Annotated in this window: 25 protein-coding genes; 3 read left to right on the top strand and 22 right to left on the bottom strand. The window is 65.0% G+C overall.

Annotation, left to right across the window (positions count from 1 at the left end):
- Positions 1–101: 101 nt before the first annotated feature.
- The 3 genes from ACFV3I_RS09380 to ACFV3I_RS09370 all read right to left on the bottom strand — a co-directional run bounded on the left by ACFV3I_RS09380 (position 102) and on the right by ACFV3I_RS09370 (position 1,406).
- Positions 102–722, bottom strand: coding sequence for a hypothetical protein (locus tag ACFV3I_RS09380; protein WP_136046187.1), 621 nt, complete (start codon positions 720–722; stop codon positions 102–104).
- On the bottom strand, positions 719–922 hold the full coding sequence (locus tag ACFV3I_RS09375; RefSeq protein WP_136046186.1) for a hypothetical protein: 204 nt from the start codon (positions 920–922) through the stop codon (positions 719–721). The genes ACFV3I_RS09380 and ACFV3I_RS09375 overlap by 4 nt, the downstream gene beginning before the upstream one ends.
- 127 nt (positions 923–1,049) lie before the next feature.
- Positions 1,050–1,406, bottom strand: a complete 357-nt coding sequence (locus ACFV3I_RS09370; RefSeq protein ID WP_136046185.1) for a helix-turn-helix transcriptional regulator — start codon at positions 1,404–1,406, stop codon at positions 1,050–1,052.
- A gap of 108 nt (positions 1,407–1,514) precedes the next feature.
- On the opposite strand from ACFV3I_RS09370, the gene ACFV3I_RS09365 reads away from it, so the two are divergent.
- Entirely contained in the window at positions 1,515–2,873 is a 1,359-nt protein-coding gene (locus ACFV3I_RS09365) for a peptidoglycan DD-metalloendopeptidase family protein (protein ID WP_136046211.1), read from the top strand.
- Between the two features lie 23 nt (positions 2,874–2,896).
- Here the strand turns inward: ACFV3I_RS09365 and ccsB are convergent, their stop codons facing one another.
- From ccsB to ACFV3I_RS09280, 17 genes are all read right to left on the bottom strand, one after another.
- Positions 2,897–3,904 (bottom strand): c-type cytochrome biogenesis protein CcsB, encoded by a 1,008-nt coding sequence (gene ccsB, locus ACFV3I_RS09360; protein ID WP_136046184.1) that lies wholly within the window; start codon positions 3,902–3,904, stop codon positions 2,897–2,899.
- Positions 3,905–3,943: 39 nt separating this feature from the next.
- The gene (locus tag ACFV3I_RS09355; RefSeq protein ID WP_136046183.1) at positions 3,944–5,620 is read right to left on the bottom strand and encodes a cytochrome c biogenesis protein ResB; all 1,677 of its coding nucleotides are present in this window, start codon (positions 5,618–5,620) and stop codon (positions 3,944–3,946) included.
- Positions 5,601–6,356 carry a cytochrome c biogenesis CcdA family protein gene (locus tag ACFV3I_RS09350; RefSeq protein WP_136046182.1) on the bottom strand — a complete coding sequence of 252 codons (756 nt, stop codon included), beginning with the start codon at positions 6,354–6,356 and terminating at the stop codon, positions 5,601–5,603. Before ACFV3I_RS09350 ends, ACFV3I_RS09355 begins: the two co-directional genes overlap by 20 nt.
- Positions 6,353–7,018: a TlpA disulfide reductase family protein gene (locus tag ACFV3I_RS09345; RefSeq protein WP_136046181.1), complete on the bottom strand. Its 666-nt coding sequence runs from the start codon at positions 7,016–7,018 to the stop codon at positions 6,353–6,355. Before ACFV3I_RS09345 ends, ACFV3I_RS09350 begins: the two co-directional genes overlap by 4 nt.
- A 639-nt stretch (positions 7,019–7,657) precedes the next feature.
- Positions 7,658–8,338, bottom strand: coding sequence for a M23 family metallopeptidase (locus ACFV3I_RS09340; protein WP_136046180.1), 681 nt, complete (start codon positions 8,336–8,338; stop codon positions 7,658–7,660).
- A 337-nt stretch (positions 8,339–8,675) separates the two neighbouring features.
- Positions 8,676–10,298 carry an apolipoprotein N-acyltransferase gene (gene lnt / locus ACFV3I_RS09335; RefSeq protein ID WP_136046179.1) on the bottom strand — a complete coding sequence of 541 codons (1,623 nt, stop codon included), beginning with the start codon at positions 10,296–10,298 and terminating at the stop codon, positions 8,676–8,678.
- A 3-nt stretch (positions 10,299–10,301) separates the two neighbouring features.
- Positions 10,302–11,240: a cytochrome c oxidase assembly protein gene (locus ACFV3I_RS09330; protein WP_136046178.1), complete on the bottom strand. Its 939-nt coding sequence runs from the start codon at positions 11,238–11,240 to the stop codon at positions 10,302–10,304.
- A gap of 49 nt (positions 11,241–11,289) precedes the next feature.
- Complete coding sequence (locus tag ACFV3I_RS09325; protein ID WP_045262820.1) at positions 11,290–11,625, bottom strand: DUF6804 family protein; 336 nt, start codon at positions 11,623–11,625, stop codon at positions 11,290–11,292.
- Positions 11,622–12,164, bottom strand: a complete 543-nt coding sequence (locus ACFV3I_RS09320; protein WP_136046210.1) for a signal peptidase II — start codon at positions 12,162–12,164, stop codon at positions 11,622–11,624. Before ACFV3I_RS09320 ends, ACFV3I_RS09325 begins: the two co-directional genes overlap by 4 nt.
- Before the next feature lie 2 nt (positions 12,165–12,166).
- Positions 12,167–12,316: a hypothetical protein gene (locus ACFV3I_RS09315; RefSeq protein WP_156149084.1), complete on the bottom strand. Its 150-nt coding sequence runs from the start codon at positions 12,314–12,316 to the stop codon at positions 12,167–12,169.
- 279 nt (positions 12,317–12,595) lie between these two features.
- On the bottom strand, positions 12,596–13,609 hold the full coding sequence (locus tag ACFV3I_RS09310) for an NAD(P)-binding domain-containing protein (protein WP_136046177.1): 1,014 nt from the start codon (positions 13,607–13,609) through the stop codon (positions 12,596–12,598).
- Positions 13,606–14,271, bottom strand: a complete 666-nt coding sequence (locus ACFV3I_RS09305; RefSeq protein ID WP_136046176.1) for a thioredoxin domain-containing protein — start codon at positions 14,269–14,271, stop codon at positions 13,606–13,608. The genes ACFV3I_RS09310 and ACFV3I_RS09305 overlap by 4 nt, the downstream gene beginning before the upstream one ends.
- 87 nt (positions 14,272–14,358) lie before the next feature.
- Entirely contained in the window at positions 14,359–14,820 is a 462-nt protein-coding gene (locus ACFV3I_RS09300) for a hypothetical protein (protein WP_136046175.1), read from the bottom strand.
- A 57-nt stretch (positions 14,821–14,877) separates the two neighbouring features.
- Positions 14,878–15,537 carry a copper resistance CopC family protein gene (locus ACFV3I_RS09295; protein ID WP_168387319.1) on the bottom strand — a complete coding sequence of 220 codons (660 nt, stop codon included), beginning with the start codon at positions 15,535–15,537 and terminating at the stop codon, positions 14,878–14,880.
- The gene (locus tag ACFV3I_RS09290; RefSeq protein ID WP_136046173.1) at positions 15,534–17,435 is read right to left on the bottom strand and encodes a cytochrome c oxidase assembly protein; all 1,902 of its coding nucleotides are present in this window, start codon (positions 17,433–17,435) and stop codon (positions 15,534–15,536) included. The genes ACFV3I_RS09295 and ACFV3I_RS09290 overlap by 4 nt, the downstream gene beginning before the upstream one ends.
- Entirely contained in the window at positions 17,432–18,004 is a 573-nt protein-coding gene (locus tag ACFV3I_RS09285; protein ID WP_240753282.1) for a DUF3515 family protein, read from the bottom strand. The genes ACFV3I_RS09290 and ACFV3I_RS09285 overlap by 4 nt, the downstream gene beginning before the upstream one ends.
- An 82-nt stretch (positions 18,005–18,086) precedes the next feature.
- Positions 18,087–18,506, bottom strand: coding sequence for a hypothetical protein (locus tag ACFV3I_RS09280; RefSeq protein ID WP_136046172.1), 420 nt, complete (start codon positions 18,504–18,506; stop codon positions 18,087–18,089).
- A gap of 109 nt (positions 18,507–18,615) precedes the next feature.
- On the opposite strand from ACFV3I_RS09280, the gene ACFV3I_RS09275 reads away from it, so the two are divergent.
- Positions 18,616–18,990, top strand: coding sequence for a helix-turn-helix transcriptional regulator (locus ACFV3I_RS09275; RefSeq protein ID WP_082297363.1), 375 nt, complete (start codon positions 18,616–18,618; stop codon positions 18,988–18,990).
- Positions 18,991–19,265: 275 nt separating this feature from the next.
- A complete protein-coding gene (locus tag ACFV3I_RS09270) occupies positions 19,266–21,065 on the top strand; it encodes a cation-translocating P-type ATPase (RefSeq protein ID WP_136046208.1) in 1,800 nt (599 codons plus the stop codon).
- A 152-nt stretch (positions 21,066–21,217) separates the two neighbouring features.
- On the opposite strand, the gene ACFV3I_RS09265 is transcribed toward ACFV3I_RS09270, so the two are convergent.
- Both ACFV3I_RS09265 and ACFV3I_RS09260 read right to left on the bottom strand, forming a co-directional pair.
- On the bottom strand, positions 21,218–22,159 hold the full coding sequence (locus ACFV3I_RS09265; protein WP_126893194.1) for a cation diffusion facilitator family transporter: 942 nt from the start codon (positions 22,157–22,159) through the stop codon (positions 21,218–21,220).
- Entirely contained in the window at positions 22,159–22,524 is a 366-nt protein-coding gene (locus ACFV3I_RS09260) for a metalloregulator ArsR/SmtB family transcription factor (protein WP_240753283.1), read from the bottom strand. Before ACFV3I_RS09260 ends, ACFV3I_RS09265 begins: the two co-directional genes overlap by 1 nt.
- Between the last annotated feature and the right edge of the window lie 26 nt (positions 22,525–22,550).

Raw genomic sequence — 22,550 nt, 5'->3', positions numbered from 1 at the left:
ACTCTCATCGAGATGTCGACGGCGCAGATCGCACGGTGAACCTCGCAGAAGGGGTCAGTGGCGACAACCGCATCGCATCCACTGACGAGAGAGCAGTAGACCTACTTGTCGTCGAGGAGGCGTACTGTTTCGACGAGCAGCGCTTCGCGGGCGTCGAACAGGTGGTAGGTGGTTGTGTCGCCCAGGAAGTAGGACTCCACGATGAGCACGACGACCTTGCCTTCATGTATGCGCAGCCCGGACGAGTGCGCAGGGGGGTCTGGCCAGGGGTCCGGCACCGGGTGCGGGAAATTCGCCAGGGTCACGGGGGTCTGCTTCATGAATCGCTTGCCCCACCCGTCCAGGTGACGCCATCCGACCTGCCCGTCTTCGCGGAGTAGCATGTCGCTGGTCTTGACGACCTCGTGCTCGCGCTGTCCTGCGAAGATCTGCCAGGCTCGGTAGCCGCTGTTCTTGTTGTCCAGTGGCTTGCGACTGCTGTGGGTTTGCACCCAGGAGTCGATGTTCACCGGCGGTTTGATCCCGGCCTGGCGTAGCTTGGCAGCGCATTCCCGGCCCAGGTCGAGGAAATCGTTCCAGATCGCGCCTCGAGCGCCCAGCGACTGCAGCTCCTGCGCGGCGACCTGCTGTTCCTGCTCTGCTTTCGCCTGAGCGGCAGCGTTCTCGGAGCGGACGATGGCGGCCGCGGCGGCGAGCTCGTCGTCGAAGCTGCTGGGGGTCACGTTGCCTCCTCAGGGATGTTGGTCACAACATATCGGAGGGCTAATGCGCGCGGCGAGGATCGGGGTGCCGTGTTGTCATCGGGTTCATAGCCTTCACGACGGGCGTGGCTGCGGATGATCTCGAGGCCCGCGCCGGTGTGGTTGTTGGCGCTGAGCGCCATGTTGAATGACGATCCGGCGAGTGTGTTCAGCCCCTGCATCAACTCGCCATCTGGCGAGTCCTCGTCGCGCTCGCGCTAGGTGCTCTCGGCGAGTTCGCGCAAGAGCTCATAGACCTGGAGCTGTCGTCTCTCTCCACGGCACAGCCCCAACCAGAGAGAAAGCCGGCTACTTTTCGCGTGGACTGGTCTCGACACCGGTCGGGAGGTACGCCACGTGGCCAAGCACGCCATCAAGCAGAGCCATGACGTGGTCGTCGTACAAGTCGTAGCGGACGTTGCGCCCGTCGCGATTTCCTGACACGAGGCCGAGCTCGCGCATCAGCCGCAGATGGTTCGACACGGCTGTCTGACCAGCTCCCACAGCTTCGCAGAGCTGGGTGACGGTCAGCGACGATTGTCGCAGCGCGGTGAGGATCCGCAGCCGCACCGGAGAGGAGAGGCCATGCATGACTTCCGCCAGCCGAACGGCTGCGCTCGACGGCAGCATCGTCGCCGCATCGAAGTGCATGTCTCGCGTCACCATAGTGAGTCTACGACGGCGACACTCTCTCCGAACTGACAATACATCACGAATTCGTGATGTAACTTGAAGGCGATATCCCAGCGATGAGGAGCCAAACGAGTGAGTCCGATACGCCTGACAGCCGCTGATCTCGCTTCCGCGTCGGCTGCTGATGACTGCGGCTGTGCCCCGACACCCGCCGAGAGAGATCGACTGTGGAAGCGCCCAATCAATCGCCGCGGCGTCTTCGAGCTCGGCGCCTTGAGCGTGGTGGCGCTCGCAGCGTTCGGGGTCGGATCCGGCGTTTCCATCGCACATGCCGCCACGTACCCGTCGTGGGACGACGTTCAGCGCGCCAAGGGCAACGAGGCAGCGAAAGGTGTCGAAGTTCAACGCATCCAAGGCCTCATTCAGTCGCTGACGCAGAAGGTCGCTGACACCGAGGCCGCAGCACTGCTCGCATCCGACGAGTTCTACGCAGCGCAGCAGCAGTACTTCGAGGCGATCCGGGTCGCAGACGACCTGAGGGCGCAAGCCGACGAACAGACCCTCATCGCTGAGGAGGCGTCGAGGAAAGCCGGACAGCTGGCCGCGCAGCTCTATCGCAACGGTGGCGACGACACCACGCTGCAGCTGTTCTTCGCAGGCTCCGCAGCCGAATCGGATGAGCTGCTGTCGCGACTGGGAACGCTCGACAAGTTCATGCAGCACAACCGTGCGGTCTACGACGAAGCGATCTCGTCGAAGAACGCGGCGCAGTCGCTCACAGATCAGGCGGTCGTCGCTCGAGACGAGCGCGACCGACTTCAGCAGGTCGCGGAGGAGAAGATGACAGCGGCGCAGGAAGCCGCAGACGCCGCACAGGCTGCGCTCGACGAGCAGACCACCTACCTCGAGACGCTGAAGGCACAGCTCGCGGCGCTTCAGGATACGACCGCGCAGACGGTTGCCGGTTATCAGGCCGGCGTCGCAGCCCGCGCCGCGGAGGAGAAGGCTCGTCGGGAACGAGAGGCCGCCGAGGCCGCCGCGAACAGCGGCGGCAATGGGGGCGGAGGTGGCCAGGCCGGTAGCGGAGGGTGGGTTCGACCGCATGGTGGCGCGCGCAGTTCGAGCTACGGGCCCCGGACCCCGATTTGCGGACCCCAGGGCTGCTCATCGAGTTACCACTACGGCGCAGACCTGGCGAACGGATGCGGTGCGGCGATCTACGCCGCGAACTCGGGGACAGTCGACTACGCCGGCGCCAACGGGAACTACGGCAACTACGTCCGTATTCAGCACGGTGGCGGCGTGAGCTCGGGCTATGCACACATCAAGCCGGGCGGAATCGCCGTTCGTCGCGGTCAGTGGGTCGAGTCGGGACAGGTCATCGCATACGCGGGCAACACCGGGCGATCCTTCGGGTGCCATCTGCACTTCGAGGTGTACCTCAACGGTGGCTACACCAACCCGGTGCGTTTCATGGAGGACCGCGGCGTCTACGTGTGAGATAGCGCCGCGGCCCTGCCGGATCACGTCAGCCCGGAGTAGGAATGGAGCCCCGGGAAGTAGATGTTCACGACGGTGAAGTTGAACAGCACTGCTGCGAACCCGACAATCGACAGCCACGCAGACCGGGAACCGCGCCACCCCCGGGTGGCGCGCGCGTGGATGTACCCCGCGTAGAGGACCCAGATCACGAAGGTCCACACCTCCTTGACGTCGAATCCCCAGTAACGACCCCACGAGTCGTTCGCCCAGATCGCTCCCGCGATGAGGGTGAAGCTCCAGAACATGAAGCCGACGATGGTGAAGCGGTACGCCAGGGTCTCCAGCGCGTCCGCGGACGGGATCGTTCGAAGGAAGCGAGGACCGCGCTTCTGCTGTCGCGTGTCTGGAGCGGCGCTGAGGAGGCGCTCGCGCCTGCCCTGCATCAGTTGTGTGATTGACACGCCGCAGGCGAGGGCGAACAGGGCTGTGGCGAGCGAGGCCACGAACACGTGGATCACCAACCACACGCTCTTCAGCGGATCCATCAGCGGCACAACCTCGACATAGAAGCCGAGGGTCGCACCTCCGAGAAGCAGCACGGTCATTCCGAGCAGGAACGCGCCCAGGAATCGAAGATCGTACAGCCGCAGCACCACGAGGTACACGGCGACGATGAGGAGCGTCCCGGTGAGCGCGAACTCGTACATGTTGGCCCACGGGACCCGCTCGGCCGCAATGCCTCTGCCGAGAGTTCCTCCCAGCTGGAAGAGGAACGCCAGAACCGTGAGCGAGGTTCCGATTCGCGCCCACAAGCGTCGGGGTGGCCGCTGTAGGGCCGTGTCGGCGCCGGGAACATCCTCGGCGACCTCTTCGGACGAGGATGCCAGCCCACGCCCGCCGACGGTCGCCAATTTCCGCACGGGAACGGCAACCGGTGCGGCGCTGCGCTGCGCGAGGTCGATGGTGTACGCGGTGAACGCGAGGAGGTAGGTGGCAATCGCGGTCCAGACGAGGAGGAGGGAGATGCCGTCGAGGCTGAGCTGATTCATGACGGGTTCCTTTCGGTCGTGTCGTGCTGCTGGTCGTTGTCAGAAGTGGCCGGTGGGCTTCACAGGCTCCGCGCCGAGCGAAGTCGAGTGACGATGTGCGAGATCGTCGACCGCTCGTTGCAGCGTGGGGTCGTCGCCGCGAGCGAGGCCGGCGTACTCGATGTGGATGCCGTCGATCCCGTCGCGGGCTTTCACCCACACGCGACGCCGGGGTACGAACAGGCCTGCGAAGAGACCCACCATGGCGATCACCGAGAAGAGGAGCACTCCCCCACTGCTCGGATCTTGTTGGATCTGCAGCGAGGCGAATCGCTTCACTGGTTGCTGTTCCTCTGCGATCTCCCATGTGACGGACCCCCAGCCATTCGGGAGGTCAGCCGTGTCACCGGGTCGGAGTTCCAACGAGTCGGTGCCACTGTCGCCGCCCGTCTCCTGGTCGAGTCCGCTCACGTCGAGCGTGTAGACGGAGCGCGGCGTGCCGTCGTCGATGCCGAGGTCCCCGCTGAAGACGTTGAAGGTGAGCACGGGATCGACGACGTCGGGGTAGATGGACGTGAACGCACCTGACGGGAGAGTGCCCTGCGTGGGGTAGAAGAACCCGACGAGCCCGACTTGCTTCGGTAGCCCGTCCGGGATTTTGATGATGCCCAGGGAGGTCATGTTCGAGTCCTGCGGCAGGAACGGCTGCGACTCACTGAACACGACGTCGCCGTCACCGTTCCTCACGGTCAGCGTCGGGGCGTACCCGTTCCCCAGGAGGTAGATCCGGTCATTCGCAATCGTGGTCGGGTAGTTCACTCGAACGCTGCGCTCACTGTCCTGTTCGCCCGGCTGGCGGACCGTGATCTGCGCATCGAAGTTCTCTGCCTGTCCCGCGCCCGGTGTGCCCGGCAGTCGATAGGCGACACGGAAGTCGTCGAGCGTGAGCGAGTACGGAACAAGTCCCGCGCCGTCGACGAATCGTCCCGGGTTGAAGGACGAGTAGTCGCTCAAGGCATTCACGAACGTCGTCCCCTCCACCACGACTCGTTGTCCGGTGTACGCGAAGGATCCGCCTACTGCGACCGAGAGGAGCACCCCGACGAGCGCGACATGGAAGACGAGGTTGCCGGTCTCACGGAGGTAGCCGCGCTCTGCTGATACCGAGTAGGTGCCTCCCTGGTCGTAACGCTCGACGCGGTAACCGGATCTGCGCAGCATGTCGGAAGCCGCGGAGACAGCCCCCTCAGCATCGCCACCCTTCCCAGCGATGAACCTCTCGCGATGAGCGGGCAACCTCGACAGTCGAGACGGAGTGCGCGGAGGTCGTGACCGCAGGGCGACATAGTGGTGCTTCGCACGCGGGATCACACACCCGATGAGCGAGACGAACAGCAGAAGATGGATGGCGGAGAACCACGGCGAGATGTAGACGTCGAACAGTCCAAGGCCGTCCGCGAGCGGGAACGCATCGGGGTTGTTCCTTCGCCATTGCACCACGCCGTTGGGGTCTGCGCTGCGTTGCGGGAACAGTGAACCGGGGATAGCTGCGACAGCGAGGAGCAGAAGCAGCAACAAGGCGGTGCGCATGCTCGTCAGTTGTGTCCACCCCCATCGCAGCCAGCCGGTCACGCTGAGCGCCGGGCTCGTCACCTCAGATGTTGTGCCGGTATCGGCGTGGTCGGCTGGCCGGAGCGGATCGACTTTGGTGTCGGGGTCAGAGAGGGAGCGGGACATTGATAATCACCTGCTGAAGTTGGGACATGAGAGCGGTCCAGAGGCCGGAGACCATCAGGATCCCGAGAGCGACGAGCATCGCTCCGCCGATGAGGTTGAGCGTGCGGACATGGCGTCGGAGGAAGGCGAGCGAGGAGGACGCCCATCCCCACCCGGCGGCGAGGACGATGAAGGGGATACCGAGGCCGAGCGAGTACGCCAGCCCGAGCAGGCCGGCTCGAGCGGGGTCACCCAAGTTCCATGACATCGAGATGATTGCGGCGAGTGTCGGGCCGATGCAGGGTGTCCACCCCACTCCGAGTGCGAACCCCAGCAACGGGGCGCCGACCAGACCTGCACGACTGCCGATCCGTGGGCGCATTGTTCGCTGCGCGACGCCGAAGAGTCCGATGAAGACGAAGCCCATCACGATGATGACGACGCCGAACACCCTGGTGAGAATGTTCGCGTACTGCAGCAGCACGAAGCCGAACGCACCACCGAGGATGGTCACGGCGACGAAGACGGTCGTGAAACCTGCGATGAACAGCGCCACCCCCAGCATCAGTCGACCGCGGTGCGACTCTTGGCTTCCGCTCTTGCCCTGTTCTGGCCGCACAGTTCCGCCGAGGTACCCCAGGTACCCGGGCACCAACGGGAGGACGCACGGTGAGACGAAGGAGACAAGCCCGGCGAGGATCGCCACGGGGATGGCGATCCACAGAACTCCGTCGACGATAAGCGTTCCAGGGTTCATGGGACGCTCTCCTCGATAACGTCCTCGACGAGCGTCGCGAGGATTGAGGCACTGTCGAGCTGACCGATGACGCGGGCGGCGACTCTGCCGGAGCGGTCGATGACCAGGGTGGTCGGCGTGGCTTGGATCGGCGTCACCTGCGCGAAGGCCAGCTTGACCTTGCCGTCGTTGACGTCGATCACGCTCGGATACGTGACGCCGTTATCTTTGGCGAACGAGAGCGCGGTGGCGGGTTGGTCGTAGGTGTTCACACCAAGGAAGGCCACGCCGTCGTCGCGATAGTCCTGCCACACCTGTTCCAGGTATGGCGCCTCGACGATGCAGGGGCCGCATGCGGCGTACCAGAAGTTCACGACGAGGACGTCGCCGCGGTAGTCGTCACTCGCGACTTGCTCTTCGGTCTCCGTGACCCCTTCGAATGTCACCGGCTCTCCGCGCTCGCCTTGCGGGATCTCGACGACTTGGAAGTCTCCTGCGATGAAGCCTTTCTCGTTGCCATCCCTGTATTGCTGGGAGAGAGAGTCGTTGGACGCGCACCCTGCGAGCAGGAGAAGGACGGGTATGGAGGCGAGCACGGCGTGACGAATACGTCGTCGTCGGCCGTGGTCCTGCGCGGTGGGGACGCGGGTGGCGGGTGGTCGGGGGACGGGCTCGCTGAGCATGGGTTCCTCTTCGGATCTGAATCTCGTTGGCAGGGCAGAGCCGCTGGTAATCGGGCTCATGCCTCGCGCCCCGGCCGTCAGTGCTCGACGAGGAGCGGGTCCCGGGGGCGACGTCACGTCTCGCTCCCGAGTGACGAGAGCAGGACGGCGTGAATCGAGGAAGCTCAGGTCCGCGACACGCGGAGTTTCGTCAGAGAGGGGGCGGTGGCCCTCATCACGATGCTCGGAAGAAGTCGACGTATCAGGTGAGACCTGATACGTCCCGGGTTCAGTAAAGGTATTGGCCGACGCAGAGCGCTGAGGAGCAGGAGAAGTACTCCGCAGAACAGTCCGAGAGCGCACGCAACGGGGCCCATGCCCATGCTCGATGCAGAGGGCTCCCCCACCGACGCAACTGAGGGCACGTCCTGCGCAGCGTTTCGAGCATCGAGCGCCGAGGGATCGTCGACGCCGACGGACGTCGATACATCAGGTGTCGCCAGATACGGAGCGCAGGCGACACCCAACACGAGCAACAGTGACGCCATGACCACGACAATCACACCGACGGCAAACGGCGATGTCGCCGCCTTTCGCCCTAGATGAGTGTTCATCGCCCCGCCTCTCAGGTCGAGGTCATCAAGCGGGACGCGCCGGAGCTCATTCACCGGTCTGCTCCCGCAGCCAAGCGACAGGATCGACAGTTCCGTCTCCTGTCGAGACTTCAAGGTGCAAGTGCGCACCAAAACTGCGTCCGGTGTTACCGACTCGTCCGACTACTTCGCCGACGGAGACGCTCTCCCCCTCACGAACTCCGAGGGAGCCGCGCAACATGTGCGCGTAACGGCTGAACACCGTCTGCCCGTCGATCTTGCTCTCAATGTAGACCGTGACCCCGAACGCCCCGCCGTTCTCGGTCGCGATACGGACCGTCCCGCCGGCCACGGCGCGGATCTGAGCTCCCTCACCTGGTGTGAAGTCGGCGCCTTCATGCATTCGCCCCCACCTGGGCCCGAAACTCGACGACGTGGGCACGCTGACCGGGAACGGCCACTGCACCTCAGCATCGGGATCGAGCACCAGGGATCCGCTGAAATAACGGATTCCTGCTGCCGCCGCGAGCTGCGGGACGGACGTCACGCTGAAGCCGTTCGACCGACCAAGGTCCTCCGCCGCAGCATCCTCCGGCACGACAAACGCCTGAATGTCACTATCGGCGGCGGATCCGTCGCTCTCGGAAGGCGCGAACCGCGCCGTGGTATCCGTCCTGGTCGCCGCGACGGTCTCGGCCGGGATCGTCATGCCGACCATGAACGAGGAAGCGACGGTCAATGTGCCCACCACGATGAGCGTTCTCCCGATTCGCCGCCCGATGGACCTCGCAGGAGCGGGCTTCGCAACGCGTCGAGCGACCTGCTCCGTGGGCGTGGTGGGTGGAGTCGTGTTCACCGTCTCCGCCGGAGTCAGCACGTCGTGCTCTCGGCTCGGAATGCCCTCGTCACGAGGTCGATGGTCGGATGCGCTGATTGGTGGAATCGGCGGATGGGACAGGGCCTCGCGCCTGCGCCGAAGTTCGGAGCGGGTGACTGGCGGAGTCGGGGCTGTCGACGCGGTCTCTCGGCGTCGAAGCTCCGAGCGCGTGAGAAGCGGCTCCGGTCGAATGTTCGGCTCGAGAGGGTCATGTATGGTCACGGTTCGGGCCTCCGGATTCGGGTTCGGGGGTCGAGTCTGGGCCGTTCGACGATGCACGTCGAACGATGAGGGCAAGTGTTGCGAGGCTTCCGAACGCGAGCAATGGCGCGCTCAACGCGAGCCACTTCTCCGCGAGGATGCCTGGTGCGATGCCTGAGCGGAGCGGCACATCCGTGATTGCGGCAGCGACCGTGTCGACGCCTGCTGTGTCGAGGATCGCGCCGTCCGGGGCTATGACTTGACTGGTGCCCACAGTGGAAACGTTCACCACGCTCTTACCGGTCTGGATGGCACGCATCCGGGCAAAGGCCAGTTGCTGAAGGTTCTCGTCAGAGCCGCGGAAGTCCGCGTTGTTGGTTTGGAAGATGTAGAGCTTCACATCCTGCTCAGCAGCGGCACGGATCACGTCGTCGAAGATCACGTCGAAGCAGATCGCGAGACCGATGTCGGTCTCGCCGACGGTCACGACGGGTGGGTTCGTGCCGGCAGTGTACTCGCGCTGGATCAGCCCGACGAGGTCGGGAGCAAGGCGCTCGTACAACCATCGGTCGGGGACGTACTCGCCGAATGGGACGGGATTGACCTTGTCGTGGACTTGAGAGCTGCCGGGGTTTGCCGTCCACAGGAAGGAGGTGTTGAACGTCTCATCGCCTCGTGCCGTCGCCGCGTTCGCCAGAAGCGGCGCCCCCGTCCGGGACACGATCCGATTCAGTTCAGAGGCGGCCTGTCGTTTGCGGAACGGGTCGAACTCCGCCGATCCTTCTGGCCAGACGAGCACGTCCATGTTCCGGTCGAGAATCGGTTCCGATGCCGCGACCTGTGCTTTGAGCAGGTCACCCGAGGCTCTACCGTCGAAGTAGCCTGAGGGACCGTTGCCTTGGACCCACCCAACCGCGAATGTGCCCGCGCCTGTCGTCGCATATTGCGGCGTCACGCTGAGTCCGAATATCAGGACGACAGCGGGCGTCAGAACGGACACTGCGCTCAACCCGATACGAAGCCACTGCACGATGCTCGCAGCGATGACCGCGATGGTGAGCGAGAGCCCGGTCACACCGATCCACGATGTAGCTTCCGGGAACGGGCTCTCGACCTGGGTCATCCCGAGTCGCACCCAGGGGAACCCGCCGTACGGCCACGATCCGAGCACGATCTCGCGGGCAACCCACAACCCGCCGACCAGCGCGGGTACGGCGACGATCTGCCAGACGCGACGGCCGCGGAAGCGGCTCGTCCATCGGTATGCCAGAGCTATGGGAACCGCACCGAGCCCGAACAAGAGAGCCTGCAGCCCCGACAACGCGATGCGTGGCAACGGCCCGAGGAACTGACCAACCCAATCGAGGTGAAGCGCGTAGAAGGTGACACCGAACGCGAGACCGACGAGCAGCGCTCCGCCGACGCTACGTCCGACGGTCGCAACCAAGGTGAGGATGACGCTGACGAACGCGAGGGGCCACCAACTGACCTCGGGAGTCGCGAGGTCCATGGCGAGTCCGCCGACCGCCGACAGCGAAACGGCGACCCATACACCGACGAGTGGTCGTGTGAGATCACTGTTCGTCGTTCGGGCCTCAGACGTCGGCGCAGTGAGGAGTCTCGTCGACATTGCTCAGGCGTCCCGCTCGCGGAGTTTCTGGAGGTAAGCGTTGTACTCATCCAGCTCGGATGATCCGTGGATGTCTACGTACCGGTCCTGTGCCTGGGATCGTACGGTGTCCTCTCGGAACCATCGGTGCATGACGTAGATCAGCATCAGGAGCGTGGGGGCCTCGCCGTACGACCAGGCGAGTCCGCCGGCGAGCCGCTGGTCTTCGATGGGGTCGAGTCCCATGGCCTGCGTGGGCGCGACGAAGTGGGTGATGAGCATGGTGGTGGCCATCATGAGGAACACTCCGAAGAAGGCGTGCAGCGCGGCTTCGGCGAACACATCGAGGGCGCGGCCGCCGTGACTGAGGCGAACGGGTAGCGGGTCGGAGCTCAGGATGGGGATTGTGAAGATGATGCCCGCGCCGAGGAACGCCACCTCGAGGGCGATGTGTCCCGCGGTCGAGCTCAGGAGGGAGTCTGCGAACCCCGCGAGGTACAGGCCGTAGAACGCGGCCAGATAGAGAGGGAGCGCCGCCCATGGGCTCAGAGCCCAGCGCGCGAGTCTGCTGCGCAGCCCCGCGTGGGCGACGGCGAGTGCCCTACGCCCCAGCCCTACGTGCGGGGTGGCGCGGAGCAGCAACGTGCCCGGAGATCCCAGGATGAGTAGCGGCGGAATCGCCATCATCAGAGTGAGCTGCTGGAACATGAACACCGACATCAACGCGTAGCCGTAATTCTCCACGGCGAGACCGGTCGTCCCAGCCAGGAGCGCGCAGCCGCTGAGGAAGCTGAACGTACGCCAGATGGACCAGCGTCGACCGTGCGTCCACATGCGAACGGCCCCGACCATGTAGAGAAGTGCAAGCAGCCCAGCGACCACCGGCAGCACCGGAAGCGCCCCCGGAACCACGGCGAAGTAGTCAGGGAAGGTGGGCGCGACGTCGGGGATCCACGGAGTCATCGACGGGCCCCCTCCGGCCTGTCGATGAGCTGAGCGATGAGTGCCGACATCAGGGTCGGGGGAACTTGATAAGGCTTCCCGCTACCAGGAAGACGACTGCTGCCGCGGGCTGGATTCCGGTCCAGACCGGTCCGGCGAACGGGAAGGGCATGACGGGATTCCACAGGACGGCGATGGCGATGAACACCGGGATCCACCACCAGTGGCGCGCTTGCACGGCGAACCATCCGACGATGACCGCGAGGATCGACGTGACGTAGAGGATGACCGAGGCCCAGTCACTCGCCAGCAGCACGGGGGCGAGGAACAACACCGCGGCTGCGAGTAGACTCGGAGCAAGGGCGTTCCGCTGATAGGTGGAAGGGGTCCGCTTCTTCTGTGTCATGAGCGTCCCCATCCTTCGCTCATGTCCTGTGACATCGAAGCGGGAGTCGTGACGACGTCGTCCTCTGGACCACGGCGGCGCCGAAGAAGCCCGACGACCAGCACGACGGCGCCGACCCCCAGCGCCACGTCCGCCAGATTGCCGATGAAGAGGTCCGAGTAGGCGAGGAAGTCGGTGACGTACCCGCGGCCGAACGCGGGGGGTGCGAAGAGACGGTCCAGGACGTTGCCGATGGCTCCCCCGAGGATGAACCCGATACCGACCGCCCACCACGTGGTACGGGATCGGATTGCGCTCCTGATGAGCACGACCGTCGCTGCGATTCCGACTGCGGTCAGCAGCGGAGTCGCGCTGGAACCGAACGACAGGATGGCACCCGGGTTGAACGCCAGTTGCAGCCCGAAGAGGTCTCCCAGTAGCGGAATGCGCTCCGTGGTACTCAGTTGCGCCAAGGCGACCGCCTTCGACACTTGGTCGATGATGACGGTCGCACCGGCGACGGCGAACGCGATGGCGAGCTTCGGCACGCGCGCACTCATGATCACGCGCCTCCTTCCGTGTCGGCCGCTGCTCGGTCGCGTCGGCGGCGCTTCCACCCGGCGAACGCGACACCGACAGCGCCCGCTACGAGAACGAACCCCATGCCGATGACGAACAGGATGCCGAGGAACCCGAGATCGTCTCGTTCCACCGGCCGCTCTCCGTTCTGCCTTTGATGACGGTCCTTGTCCGACTCTGTCTCTTCGGGCGACGGCGAAGGCGACGGCGTTGAACTCTGTTCCGGAGTGGGGGACGCGGTAACTGGTGCGACGTCCCCAACTGCGGACGCTGAAACCGAAGGCGAAACCAGCAGGACCGTCGCGAGGATCAGCAACGCACACGCGACGGCACCCCACGCATGTTTCGTCGTGGCCATCGGATGTCTCATGTGTGATCCTCGTTTCGGTCGGTGTATTTCGGACGAACGTGTTCAGGGGCGCTTCATGATGTGGCGTGCAATCGAGATCGCGTCACGGCGTGCCCCGTCGAAGGTGTCTGAGTCCTGGCTACCGTGGTTCGGCATGCCGACGACGAACAGACCTGGGACGCTCGTAGTCCCGCGCTTCCGGCGACGGGACGTGGCATCGAGTACCGGACGGGGAAGCCAGCCGTCCGCGGGCAGGTATCCGGTCGCGTAGATGATGGACTGTGGAGCGATACGACGACCATCGTCGAAGACGATATGCGCTCCATCTGCGGCAATGGCCGCAGGCAACACTTCGATGCCGAGTTGTTCCCATTCCGGATCCAGTGAGAGCGCTGCCCCACCTCGCGCTAGTGCCCGACGCCGCCCGACGCCGCGTCGTGCCGGTCGAGCTGCGGAGACCGCCGAGGGCTGGGACGACAGCGTGACGCGGTGCGTACGACTGAGCTCGCGCGCGATCTCTTGGCCGCTGTGGCCGGCTCCGACGACCAGCACGTCACCGCTGGGAATCTGGCTCGGTCCGCGATAGTCGGCGCTATGAACCATGATCCCCGGTACCGCGGCGTCTACCGCCCAGCTCGGGATCCGAGGTCGAGCCGCGGACCCGGCCGCGCAGACGATGTTGCGCGTCTGCACCGGCCCTTCGTTCGTTGACAGAAGCAGAGTGGATCCGTCCCCCAGACGGTCCACGCCTGTCGCTCTGATGCCCCACAGCGTCGTGAGGCCCAAGGCGGCCTCGACGTCGAGAAGATGCTGTTCGATCTCTCGCGGTGACGGGCGTCGATAGGGGTCGCCTGTGAGATGCCGCCCGGCGACCGTGCTCCGCCCGGCCTCTGTCAGGAGTGTCATCGACGACCAGCGGAACGCCCACGAACGACGCCCGTCGGGATTGCTGTCGATGACGGCGAAATCCCGTTGCGGCTTCAGGCCCGAGCGCGAGAGTTCGGCGGCGACGGAGAGACCAGCGTGGCCGGAGCCGACGATGATGACTCGACGATGAGAGAGGCCTAGGAGTGTCATGTTCCCTTACCCGCTGAGAGGATCGCGTTCTCGAGGTCGTCGTAGCGCTCGAGTGTGATGGCATCGCCGTTCACGAAGAACGTCGGAGTTCCGCTCACTCCCAGTGCCTGACCGTCGTTGTAGTCGAGATCGACTCGCGCGACCGTCGCGGGATCCGAGATCGCGGCATCGTAAGCGGCCATGTCCAGGCCGATCTCCTCAGCGAAGCCACGGAACAGGCTCGCTCGCGATTCCTGGGCTTCCCCCCATTGAGCCTGCGTCTCGAAGAGCTTGCGATACATCTCTTCAAGGCGTCCCTGTTGCGCAGCCGCTTCGGCGGCGAACGCGGCATTCCTGGAGTTCAGGTGACCCGGTAGAGGGAAGTAGCGGATGACGTAGGTGATCTCGCCGTCGTAGCGCTCGCGGAGGTCTTCGACCACCGGGTAGAAGGCTCCGCACGCTTCGCATTCGAAGTCGAGAAATTCGACGACGGTGACTGCCCCGTCTCCCCCGTCATCGAGAACGTGTGAGTTCTCGCGGAGCACCTGCGCCGTAGAGCTTCCGTTCTCGGATTCTGGCGGCGCAGTGTTCTGCTGGTTGATGATGACGACGATTACCGCGGCGATAATCAGGACGATGGTTACGGCAAGGGCAGCGAGGCCGGCTTTGACGGCGGGTTTCATCAGGTACTCCAAGGACTGTCGACACGGTCGAAGGTCGAGCGGGTGCTCGATGGGATGCGCACGCGCGAGGCGCGACGCTTCGACGGGTCAGGTCCGGGAGATGCCGAGCGTCGCCAGAGTCAGCGAGGTCTGCCGCAGGGGGATGCGATTCGGAGCGGCACTCGTTCGCGGCTGAGCCGCGTGGGTCTCCGCTACCACGGCTGTCGTGCGCCAGAGCAGCCGATACATCATGATCGCTGCGACGAGTCCGCAGAGAAGACCGAGGACGCACAGCACAGCGCCCGTGACCGGGTCTACTTGTGCAGCGCCCGTGGCGAGCTGCATCACGATGCCGGCGGGTGCCGCAGCGGCTGCGTCAGTGCCTGATTCATCAGCGTCGAGCGACGTGCTGGCCGTGGTCGACGCCGTGGTGACATCGGCACTTCCGTGCTCGGCTGCGCCGACGGCGAAGATCAGGAGGAGCGTGAGCCCGATGATGCTAATGAGCCGCATTATCATCTGGCTGCGATCCGGCCGCCCGTGGCAGGCGACCCGGATCGAGTGGAACACGGTTCGATTGTAATCGTCGCTCTTACTTCTTCCTTTGAATGAGCCGTAATCACTCGGTCACTCCGCGCGCTTGCGTCGACGGTGCACCACGAGCACGGTCGCCATCACCAGAACTCCCAGCACGACGACGCCTCCGACGACCGCCAGGGCCACGACGCTCTCATCTGCCCCGTCAGCGCGCGGCTCTCGGTCGGTATCTTGTGTGGGCGCCGCCGAGTTGGTGTCGTCGGTCGGCGTCGGGGTGCTGGTCAGCGCCGCTCCTGGTTGAGTACGGGTGCCTTCGTTCCCACACGCCGGTGCATCCCAACCGAGTGCGACGGTCGCCGTCGGATCCGCTGCGTAGTCGAACTGGTATGACTCGGAGATGGGGTGCCCGTCGCTGGACACAGCGTTCCAGAGCACCGTGTAGGTGCCCGACGCTCCGAGGGCGACGGGGGTGGTGAGCACGTTGAGTTCGATGGTGGAGCACGACGACTCGTAGAAGAGCCCGTCGGGGCCCTGCACCTGGGCGAAGCTCGTCTGGCTGAAGTCGATGAGCTCCCCGCTGAAAGTCAGTGCGACTGTGTCGAGGTTGGTGACTGTCTCGCCCGCCGATGGCACAGCGTCGGTGAGATTGTCATGTGCGGAGGCTGGGGTTGCGGTCAGCAGCACGATTGCGACAGCGGCGGCGCACACGGCACCGCTCACGCGGCGGATTCGGGTGGAGACGGATGTCATGAGATGGCCTTTCGAGTGGAGTGGAGGGGTCGGTCGACCTCCGGTGATGAGCGGGTGGAGTGCCCGCTGAGTATGTAGTCGACGCTGAGGCCGAAGAGGAGCAGCATCGGTGCCGAGAGCAGGATCACCATGCCGGCTGCTTGTTGGTCCGCCATCGGCTCCAGGCCCCATTGACGACCCATCGCCCCGAACCAGCTCGCAGCAATCAGGCCGCTCTGAAGCAGCACCCAACTGCCTACACTCGCCAGCGCGGCAGCCGATCCGAACACGACAACTACACGCATCCGCCGGGGATATGTGCCGGCAGGACGGAGGATCCCAGCGGTCACCAAGCTTCCCGCTACGAGCAGCGCGACGACGCGCAATTCATGCACCAAGGGATCGGCGAGGGAATCGCGCAAGAGGCCAGTGGCGGATACGCCCCACACGATAAAAGCGAACGTGCACATCGCGACGATGGGGTGGCGCAGGAAGAGGACGATCCGCGAGCGCTCCCCTGCTTGCAGCCACTCGCGGATTCCACGGCTCCCATCGGTGCGGTTGGTGATTCCCTCCAATGCCAGGCGATATGGCGCGCCAAACACGAGGAGGGAGGGAACCACGAGGAGCATGAGCATCCGTCCCGCCGCGTCGACGCTGTGGAGGTAGTCGGAGTAGACAGCGACCGCCCCACTGTTCACCCAAGCCAGCAGCACCATCCCGCTGATCCAGGCGAACGTGCGCAGGCCGCTCCACGCCTCGCCGCGACGCCGCAGGCGACGGACACCCATCAGATAGAAGAAGACTCCGAAACCGGCGACCATCACCCACAGGAGATTCACGTCGTTCCCACTCAGCCAACGGACGAGTGTGAGCTCGGGCGGAAGCGGCGCTTCGGTGAGGATCTCAGCCGGTGTCGTCAGCGCCGGAGCTGAGGTGTCTGCCGGCGCTGGCGTGCGGGCGAGTGCCGCTGCGGCACCACTCGCGATGCCCATGACCGCGAACTCGACGGTGACGAACGTCCAGAACGGTGCCCGCTCTCCGACCCCACGGCGGATGTACCACCGACGGTGCGCGACACCCACGACGCCGAGGAGCGTGAGCGCCACCACCTTCACCAAGAGCACACCTCCGTACGCGCTGAGAAGTTCTCGCCAGCCGCTGACAGACGTCATCGCGCGGGCGACTCCGGACACGGAGACGACCACGAAAGCGACGAGTGCGATGGTCGAGTATCGCTCGACGATTGCCCGCAGACGGTGCTCGCGCGCAGACGGCCTGAGGAAGACCAGCGCGAGAAGACCGCCGAGCCATACCGCCGCGCTGGTGATGTGCAGCACGAGCGACATGACCGCGGCATCATGATTGGCGAGGCTTCCGGAATGACCTTGCGTGGCCATCGGGACCAGCGACGCCAGCGAAAGGAACGTCAGCAACAGCGCGGCCGCCCATCCCCGGAACGCATACGAGATCACCGTGAGTATCGCGGCCATCACTGTTGTGATGAGCCAGACGCGACCCAGCTCCGTCTCGAGGAGGAATCTGCCGAACTGCTGACCGAATCCCGGGCCGAGTGACACCTCAGGATTGAACGATGACAGGAAGGTGAGATAACCAGTGACTCCTGCGCCGATGGTGAGCACTGCGGCACCGATGGAAGCGACATCCAGGGCGGTATCGACCTCCTTCTCGCCCTGTGTGAGAGCGTACGCAGCAAGGACGGCCGATCCCACCATGACCGCCGCCCCGAGGTTGACGATGAGCTTCGCGACCGGCAGTCCCCACCGGACGACCGCGCCGGGGTCGCTGGTGACCCGTGGATCAGCCCCGCCACCTATCACCAATCCCAGGAGGAGCGCGACCAGCGCTGAGGTGAGCAGGAGGGCGGGTCCGGCCAGTCGGAGCCCGCTGGCGTTCACGGGAGGTCTCCGGAGCCGCCCGTGGTCGGCGCGTCCTCGTCGTCCGATGACGCTGTGTCCGGCGCGGAGCAGGCGGACGTCTTCGGCAGCATCTGGACCGCGGGTGCGAGGGCTTGCAACGCGGCATCCGCGGAGAGCTTCGTCGTATCGACGTAGGCCTGGGCTGCGGGCGTTCGGCCGTAGGTCGTCAAGCGCAGGTAGGGGGAATCTTGTTCGTCGACGATCCAATCGACGGAGTTGATGGTCACGCACTGCAGCGTCGTCGGTGCTGGTGGCTCGAGCCCGCAGGTAAAGACGACGATGGTCGGGTCTCCCCATGCGGCGGTCGCTTGGGCATCGGTCGTGCGACCGGTGAACTCTCCGACGGCTGCGGGGAGCCGAACCGTCACGTCGGCGCATTCGGGGGCGTTCGCATTTGTCGCAGGTTTCAATGCGACAGTGGACGCGCATCCCGACAATGTCGCGAGCAGGCCGATGAGTGCGACGGCTCCGAGGATTAGGTTCCGCGAAGCGGCGCGCCGATTGACTGAGACCTCGGCGGGGGTCGGGGTGAGGGGCGTGTTCTCCAAGTCATCTCTCCAAGCTGTCGACGACGTGCGTCGATCCGCATCCGCGCGATGGCACGGATGAAGGCGGCATTGAGCCGGAGAGTCAGGTTCGGGAGATCTGCAGCTGCGCGAGGTCAGGGCGCAGCAGATGTGGTCCCTGAATGCGCGGAATCGATGCGCGGTGCGCGGAGTCTCGTGAAGGGGCTTGCATCTGGGTGCGGAGTCGCGCGCGGGCGAGTCGGGCGAACACCAGCACGCCCAGAAGCGCACCGACTACGCACACAGCGGCGGCGACATCAGATGATCCAGCAGAGGACACCGCGGACTGATCTCGTTCGTCGTGCTCACTCGACAACGAGAAGCTTTCCGGTGACGCTGTGGCCGACGTCGCAGTCTCTGCGTGGACAGTGTTCGCGACGCCGAGCGTGAGAAGCAGAGCAATAATGATCCCGAAGAGCACCCTCATCGCAAGCGGCCCGCGGGGGACGTGCGCTGAGCGTCCGGTGTCCGTGCGCAGCATCATCCTCTCCAGTCTACGTTGCGGTCGCCCGGCGCAACTCCACACCCGAACCCAGAGCTCGAGCGCACCGCTCTGTTGAATGATAAGTCAGCAAACACTGTATAGTCATTGCATGCTGACCATTGCTTCTCGTCTCGACGTGATGAACCGATTGGGGCGCGCCATGGCTGACCCCACTCGTTCTCGGATTCTGCTGGAACTGCTTTCCGGGCCGGGATACCCGGCGCGCTTGTCCGAGGCACTGGATCTGTCTCGCACCAACGTGTCGAACCATCTCGCGTGTCTTCGAGGGTGCGGCATCGTGGTCGCGACGCCTGAGGGACGTCAGACGCGGTACGAGATCGCGGATCCGCATGTGACTCGAGCCATCACTCTGCTGGTGAACACGGTCCTCGCGGTCGACGACGGAGAGGCCTGCACAGACGAGAACTGTGACGTGCCTCTATGCTGCGCGCCTACCGACAGGGCGATGGAGGAGATCCGATGAGCGAGGAATGCTGCGGCCCGGACGAGCCACGCCAGACGAGAACAGTCCGTCGGCTCGAGCTACGCCAGCCCTCTGCCGCCGCAGACGCCTGCTGCGGACCCGACCCCATCACGTCCTCTTCATCATCGAGGCGAACGCCGCTCCTGGAGGACGACGCCTGCTGCGGACCGGCTTCCCCCCGCGACGCGGATCATTCGCACGGGGACGCTGAGCACGAAGAACGGCCACCGCTCTGGCGCGACACCGCGCTCCTGCCATCCGCGGTTGCCGGCGTGATGCTGCTGGCAGGTTATGTCTTCGAGTGGTCCGGACTACCGGTTCCGGCGCTTGTCCTCCAGACGGTCGCACTCCTCGCGGGTGCGTACACGTTCGTCCCCGGGGCGATCCGCCGCCTGGTGCGGGGCCGACTCGGCGTCGGCCTTCTGATGACCATCGCCGCCATCGGCGCCGTAGCTCTCGGCCACGTGGGCGAAGCTGCAGCGCTGGCGTTCCTGTTCTCGCTTGCCGAAGCTCTCGAGGATCGGGCTATGGATCGGGCGAAGGAGGGACTACGCGCGCTGCTGTCGCTGATCCCGGAGACCGTGCGTGTCTCGCGCCTGAACGGTGACATGACGATCCCCGCCGCGGAGGTCCGCGAGCTCGACATCCTCGTCGTCGGTGCGGGAGAACGGATCGCGACGGATGGCGTGGTGGTCGAGGGCCGCTCCGGCATCGACACGTCTGCCGTGACGGGCGAGTCGATCCCGGTGGAGGTCGGACCGGGACACGCCGTCCCCGCGGGATCGGTGAACGGGGCTGCGACGTTGCGGATCGAAGCAACCGCCGACGGCCGCGACAATTCCCTCACCCAGATCGTCGAGCTGGTCGAGCAGGCGCACGCCCGCAAGGGAGAGCGGGCCCGCCTGGCGGACCGGATCGCCCGCCCGCTCGTGCCGGCCGTGCTCATCATCGCAGCCCTCGTGGCCGTGTTCGGGTTCATCGTCGGGGATCCCGGCCTGTGGATCGAGAGGGCGCTCGTCGTGCTCGTCGCCGCGTCCCCGTGCGCACTAGCCATCGCCGTTCCGGTGACGGTCATCAGCGCCATCGGCTCGGCCTCGAAGTTCGGTGTGGTCATCAAGTCCGGCGAGGCCTTCGAACAGTTCGGCACCATCCGCACCGTCGCCCTCGACAAGACCGGCACCCTCACGCGCAACGAGCCGGAGATCGTCGCCGTCGTGCCTGCTCACGGACGTTCCCGCGAGGAGATCATCTCCCTCGCCGCCGCCCTCGAGATCACGAGCACCCACCCGCTTGCCGCCGCCATCACTCGCGCCGCGTCCGACATCCCCGCAGCGACAGACGTCGTCGAAGATGCCGGCCACGGCCTCACCGGCCTCGTCGGCTCCACCCACGTGCGGGTCGGGAACGCACGCTGGCTCTCGGAACTGGGTGAGCTCACCAAGCCCGCCGACGAGATGGCCGGAGACGGTATGACCGTCGTCGTCGTCGAGACCGACGGTCAGGTCTCGGGCCTCATCGGCGTGCGGGACGAACTGCGCCCCGAATCCGCCGAGACCATCTCCATGCTGAACGCGCAGGGCATACGCACCGTCATGCTCACCGGCGACAACCAGCGAACCGCCTACGCCCTCGCCGCCCGCGCCGGCATCAGCGACGTACGCGCCGAGCAACTCCCCGCCGACAAGGCCGCCGCCATCACGGCCCTCGTCACGGAGAGTCCGACGGCCATGGTCGGCGACGGCATCAACGACGCCCCCGCCCTTGCCACCGCGACCGTCGGGATCGCGATGGGTGTGAAAGGCTCAGCTGCGGCCATCGAATCCGCCGACATCGCCTTCACCGGCAACGACCTTCGCCTCATCCCCGCAGCCCTCGCCCACGCCCGCCGCGGACGCCGCATCATGACCATCAACATCGCACTCGCCCTGGCCATCATCGTCGTTCTATTCCCCCTCGCCTTGTTCGGCGTTCTCGGCCTCGCTGGTGTCGTCCTTGTCCACGAGGTCGCCGAAGTCATCGTCATCCTCAATGGCGTCCGTGCCGCCCGACGCCACGGGATCGGATTCTCGCGGTGACGACTTCGGTTGCCGAGTCGACGGACCTCGTGACGGAAGTTCGGGGTTTGGACGCATCACCACTGAAGTTGTGCTTCAGCGAGTGCCAGAGCGAGCGTTCGGCGCGTATCGGAGCAGCATCACCTTGAGGCAACGCGGTAAGCCGCGTCCACCTATGCATGCCGGACAGACGTTGACTCGTGGTCGGCGACCGTCTCGGTCTCGAGTTGAAAGGTCGAGTGCGCGACCGAAACTTCGAAGTGTTCAGCCACACATTCCCGAATGTCAGCCAACACCGTCATCGCGTGTCCGTCCTGGAAGCACTCGTCGCGAACTATGACGTGCGCGCTCAGCGTGGGCAACCCAGTGGCCACGGTGGATGCGTGAACGTCATGCACATCGACTACATGCTCGAGCTTGAGAATGTGTGCCCGCACGTCCTCGAGGTCCAGGCCTTTGGGAGTGAACTCCATGAGAACACTGCCGGTCTCACGCATCAACATGAACGCGCGAGGGACGATGAGAGCGGCGATGAGTATTCCTGCGAGAGCATCTGCCTGCTGAAACCCTGTCGTCGCGATGACGATGGCCGCGACGATGACACCGAGTGAACCAAGAGCATCGTTGAGAACTTCGAGGAAAGCGGCCCTCATGTTGAAGTTCGCGCCTCGACTCGATGCGAGCACCGCGATTGCAACGATGTTGGCGGTGAGCCCGATGATGCCAAAGACGAGCAACTCCCCCGCCGGTACTTCTGGCGGCTCGAACAGGCGACGGATACCTTCGATTGCCGCGTAGGTTCCGACCGCCAGGAGCAGCGCCGCTTGAGCGAGTGCTGCTATCACTTCAATCCGCCGAAAGCCCCAGGTGCGCTTCGAGCTCGGCGGGCGCAGCATCAACGTTGCCGCGATGAGCGCGACGAGAAGTCCTGACGCGTCGGTGATGGCGTGCGCCGTGTCCGTGAGCAGAGCGAGGCTGCCGGTGATGACGGAGCCAACCGCCTGCGCCGCCACGATGGCAGCAGTGATGGCGAAAGCGATCCAGAGCCGGCGGCGAAAGTCCCCAGGCATGCCTTCTTCGGTCATAGTTGGCCCGTGGTCATGTCCCGCACCCATTACGCTGCCCCTTCTCTCTCACTTCGTAAGTGCTCACACAGCACCAAGTCTTTTCCGGTGGCGGCCAGGAGCGCTTCTGCGGCAACCATCACGACTCGCAGAGCCTCGGGATGCGCAAGGGCGTACCACGTCGCTGGACCGTCGGGTCGAGCGACAGCAAGACGACATTCAACGAGGAATCCAAGGTGCTTGCTCACGGTCGACTGCGCGAATCCCATGTGCTCAACGAGGTCTCGCACTCGATGTTCTCCGGACGAGAGATGCTGAACGATAGCCAGTCGCGTTGGGTCAGCGAACGCCTGGAACAGGTGTGCGAAAGCGTCTGTCGCCTCCGCGTCCAACTCAAGCAAGTCGCGTTCTATCATCGCCATACGACGATGATAGAACGCAG

This window comes from Microbacterium sp. NPDC059771, from assembly GCF_042732495.1.
In the GTDB taxonomy this organism is placed as follows: Bacteria; Actinomycetota; Actinomycetes; order Actinomycetales; family Microbacteriaceae; genus Microbacterium; species Microbacterium sufflavum.
The sequence above is the reverse complement of the archived record's forward strand: the minus strand, read 5'-3'. Positions and strand labels throughout refer to the sequence as shown.

What these genes read in the sequence shown, in the direction of transcription:
- ACFV3I_RS09310 (WP_136046177.1), bottom strand. Translation starts at nt 13,609, where the DNA reads ATGACACTCCTAGGCCTCTCTCATCGTCGAGTCATCATCGTCGGCTCC.
- ACFV3I_RS09350 (WP_136046182.1), bottom strand. Translation starts at nt 6,356, where the DNA reads ATGAACCCTGGAACGCTTATCGTCGACGGAGTTCTGTGGATCGCCATC.
- ACFV3I_RS09280 (WP_136046172.1), bottom strand. Translation starts at nt 18,506, where the DNA reads ATGATGCTGCGCACGGACACCGGACGCTCAGCGCACGTCCCCCGCGGG.
- ACFV3I_RS09305 (WP_136046176.1), bottom strand. Translation starts at nt 14,271, where the DNA reads ATGAAACCCGCCGTCAAAGCCGGCCTCGCTGCCCTTGCCGTAACCATC.
- ccsB (WP_136046184.1), bottom strand. Translation starts at nt 3,904, where the DNA reads ATGAATCAGCTCAGCCTCGACGGCATCTCCCTCCTCCTCGTCTGGACC.
- ACFV3I_RS09320 (WP_136046210.1), bottom strand. Translation starts at nt 12,164, where the DNA reads ATGAGTGCGCGCGTGCCGAAGCTCGCCATCGCGTTCGCCGTCGCCGGT.
- ACFV3I_RS09275 (WP_082297363.1), top strand. Translation starts at nt 18,616, where the DNA reads ATGCTGACCATTGCTTCTCGTCTCGACGTGATGAACCGATTGGGGCGC.
- ACFV3I_RS09330 (WP_136046178.1), bottom strand. Translation starts at nt 11,240, where the DNA reads ATGACTCCGTGGATCCCCGACGTCGCGCCCACCTTCCCTGACTACTTC.
- ACFV3I_RS09345 (WP_136046181.1), bottom strand. Translation starts at nt 7,018, where the DNA reads ATGCTCAGCGAGCCCGTCCCCCGACCACCCGCCACCCGCGTCCCCACC.
- ACFV3I_RS09295 (WP_168387319.1), bottom strand. Translation starts at nt 15,537, where the DNA reads ATGACATCCGTCTCCACCCGAATCCGCCGCGTGAGCGGTGCCGTGTGC.
- ACFV3I_RS09325 (WP_045262820.1), bottom strand. Translation starts at nt 11,625, where the DNA reads ATGACACAGAAGAAGCGGACCCCTTCCACCTATCAGCGGAACGCCCTT.
- ACFV3I_RS09375 (WP_136046186.1), bottom strand. Translation starts at nt 922, where the DNA reads ATGCAGGGGCTGAACACACTCGCCGGATCGTCATTCAACATGGCGCTC.
- lnt (WP_136046179.1), bottom strand. Translation starts at nt 10,298, where the DNA reads ATGTCGACGAGACTCCTCACTGCGCCGACGTCTGAGGCCCGAACGACG.
- ACFV3I_RS09270 (WP_136046208.1), top strand. Translation starts at nt 19,266, where the DNA reads ATGCTGCTGGCAGGTTATGTCTTCGAGTGGTCCGGACTACCGGTTCCG.
- ACFV3I_RS09260 (WP_240753283.1), bottom strand. Translation starts at nt 22,524, where the DNA reads ATGATAGAACGCGACTTGCTTGAGTTGGACGCGGAGGCGACAGACGCT.
- ACFV3I_RS09370 (WP_136046185.1), bottom strand. Translation starts at nt 1,406, where the DNA reads ATGGTGACGCGAGACATGCACTTCGATGCGGCGACGATGCTGCCGTCG.
- ACFV3I_RS09355 (WP_136046183.1), bottom strand. Translation starts at nt 5,620, where the DNA reads ATGTCCCGCTCCCTCTCTGACCCCGACACCAAAGTCGATCCGCTCCGG.
- ACFV3I_RS09265 (WP_126893194.1), bottom strand. Translation starts at nt 22,159, where the DNA reads ATGGGTGCGGGACATGACCACGGGCCAACTATGACCGAAGAAGGCATG.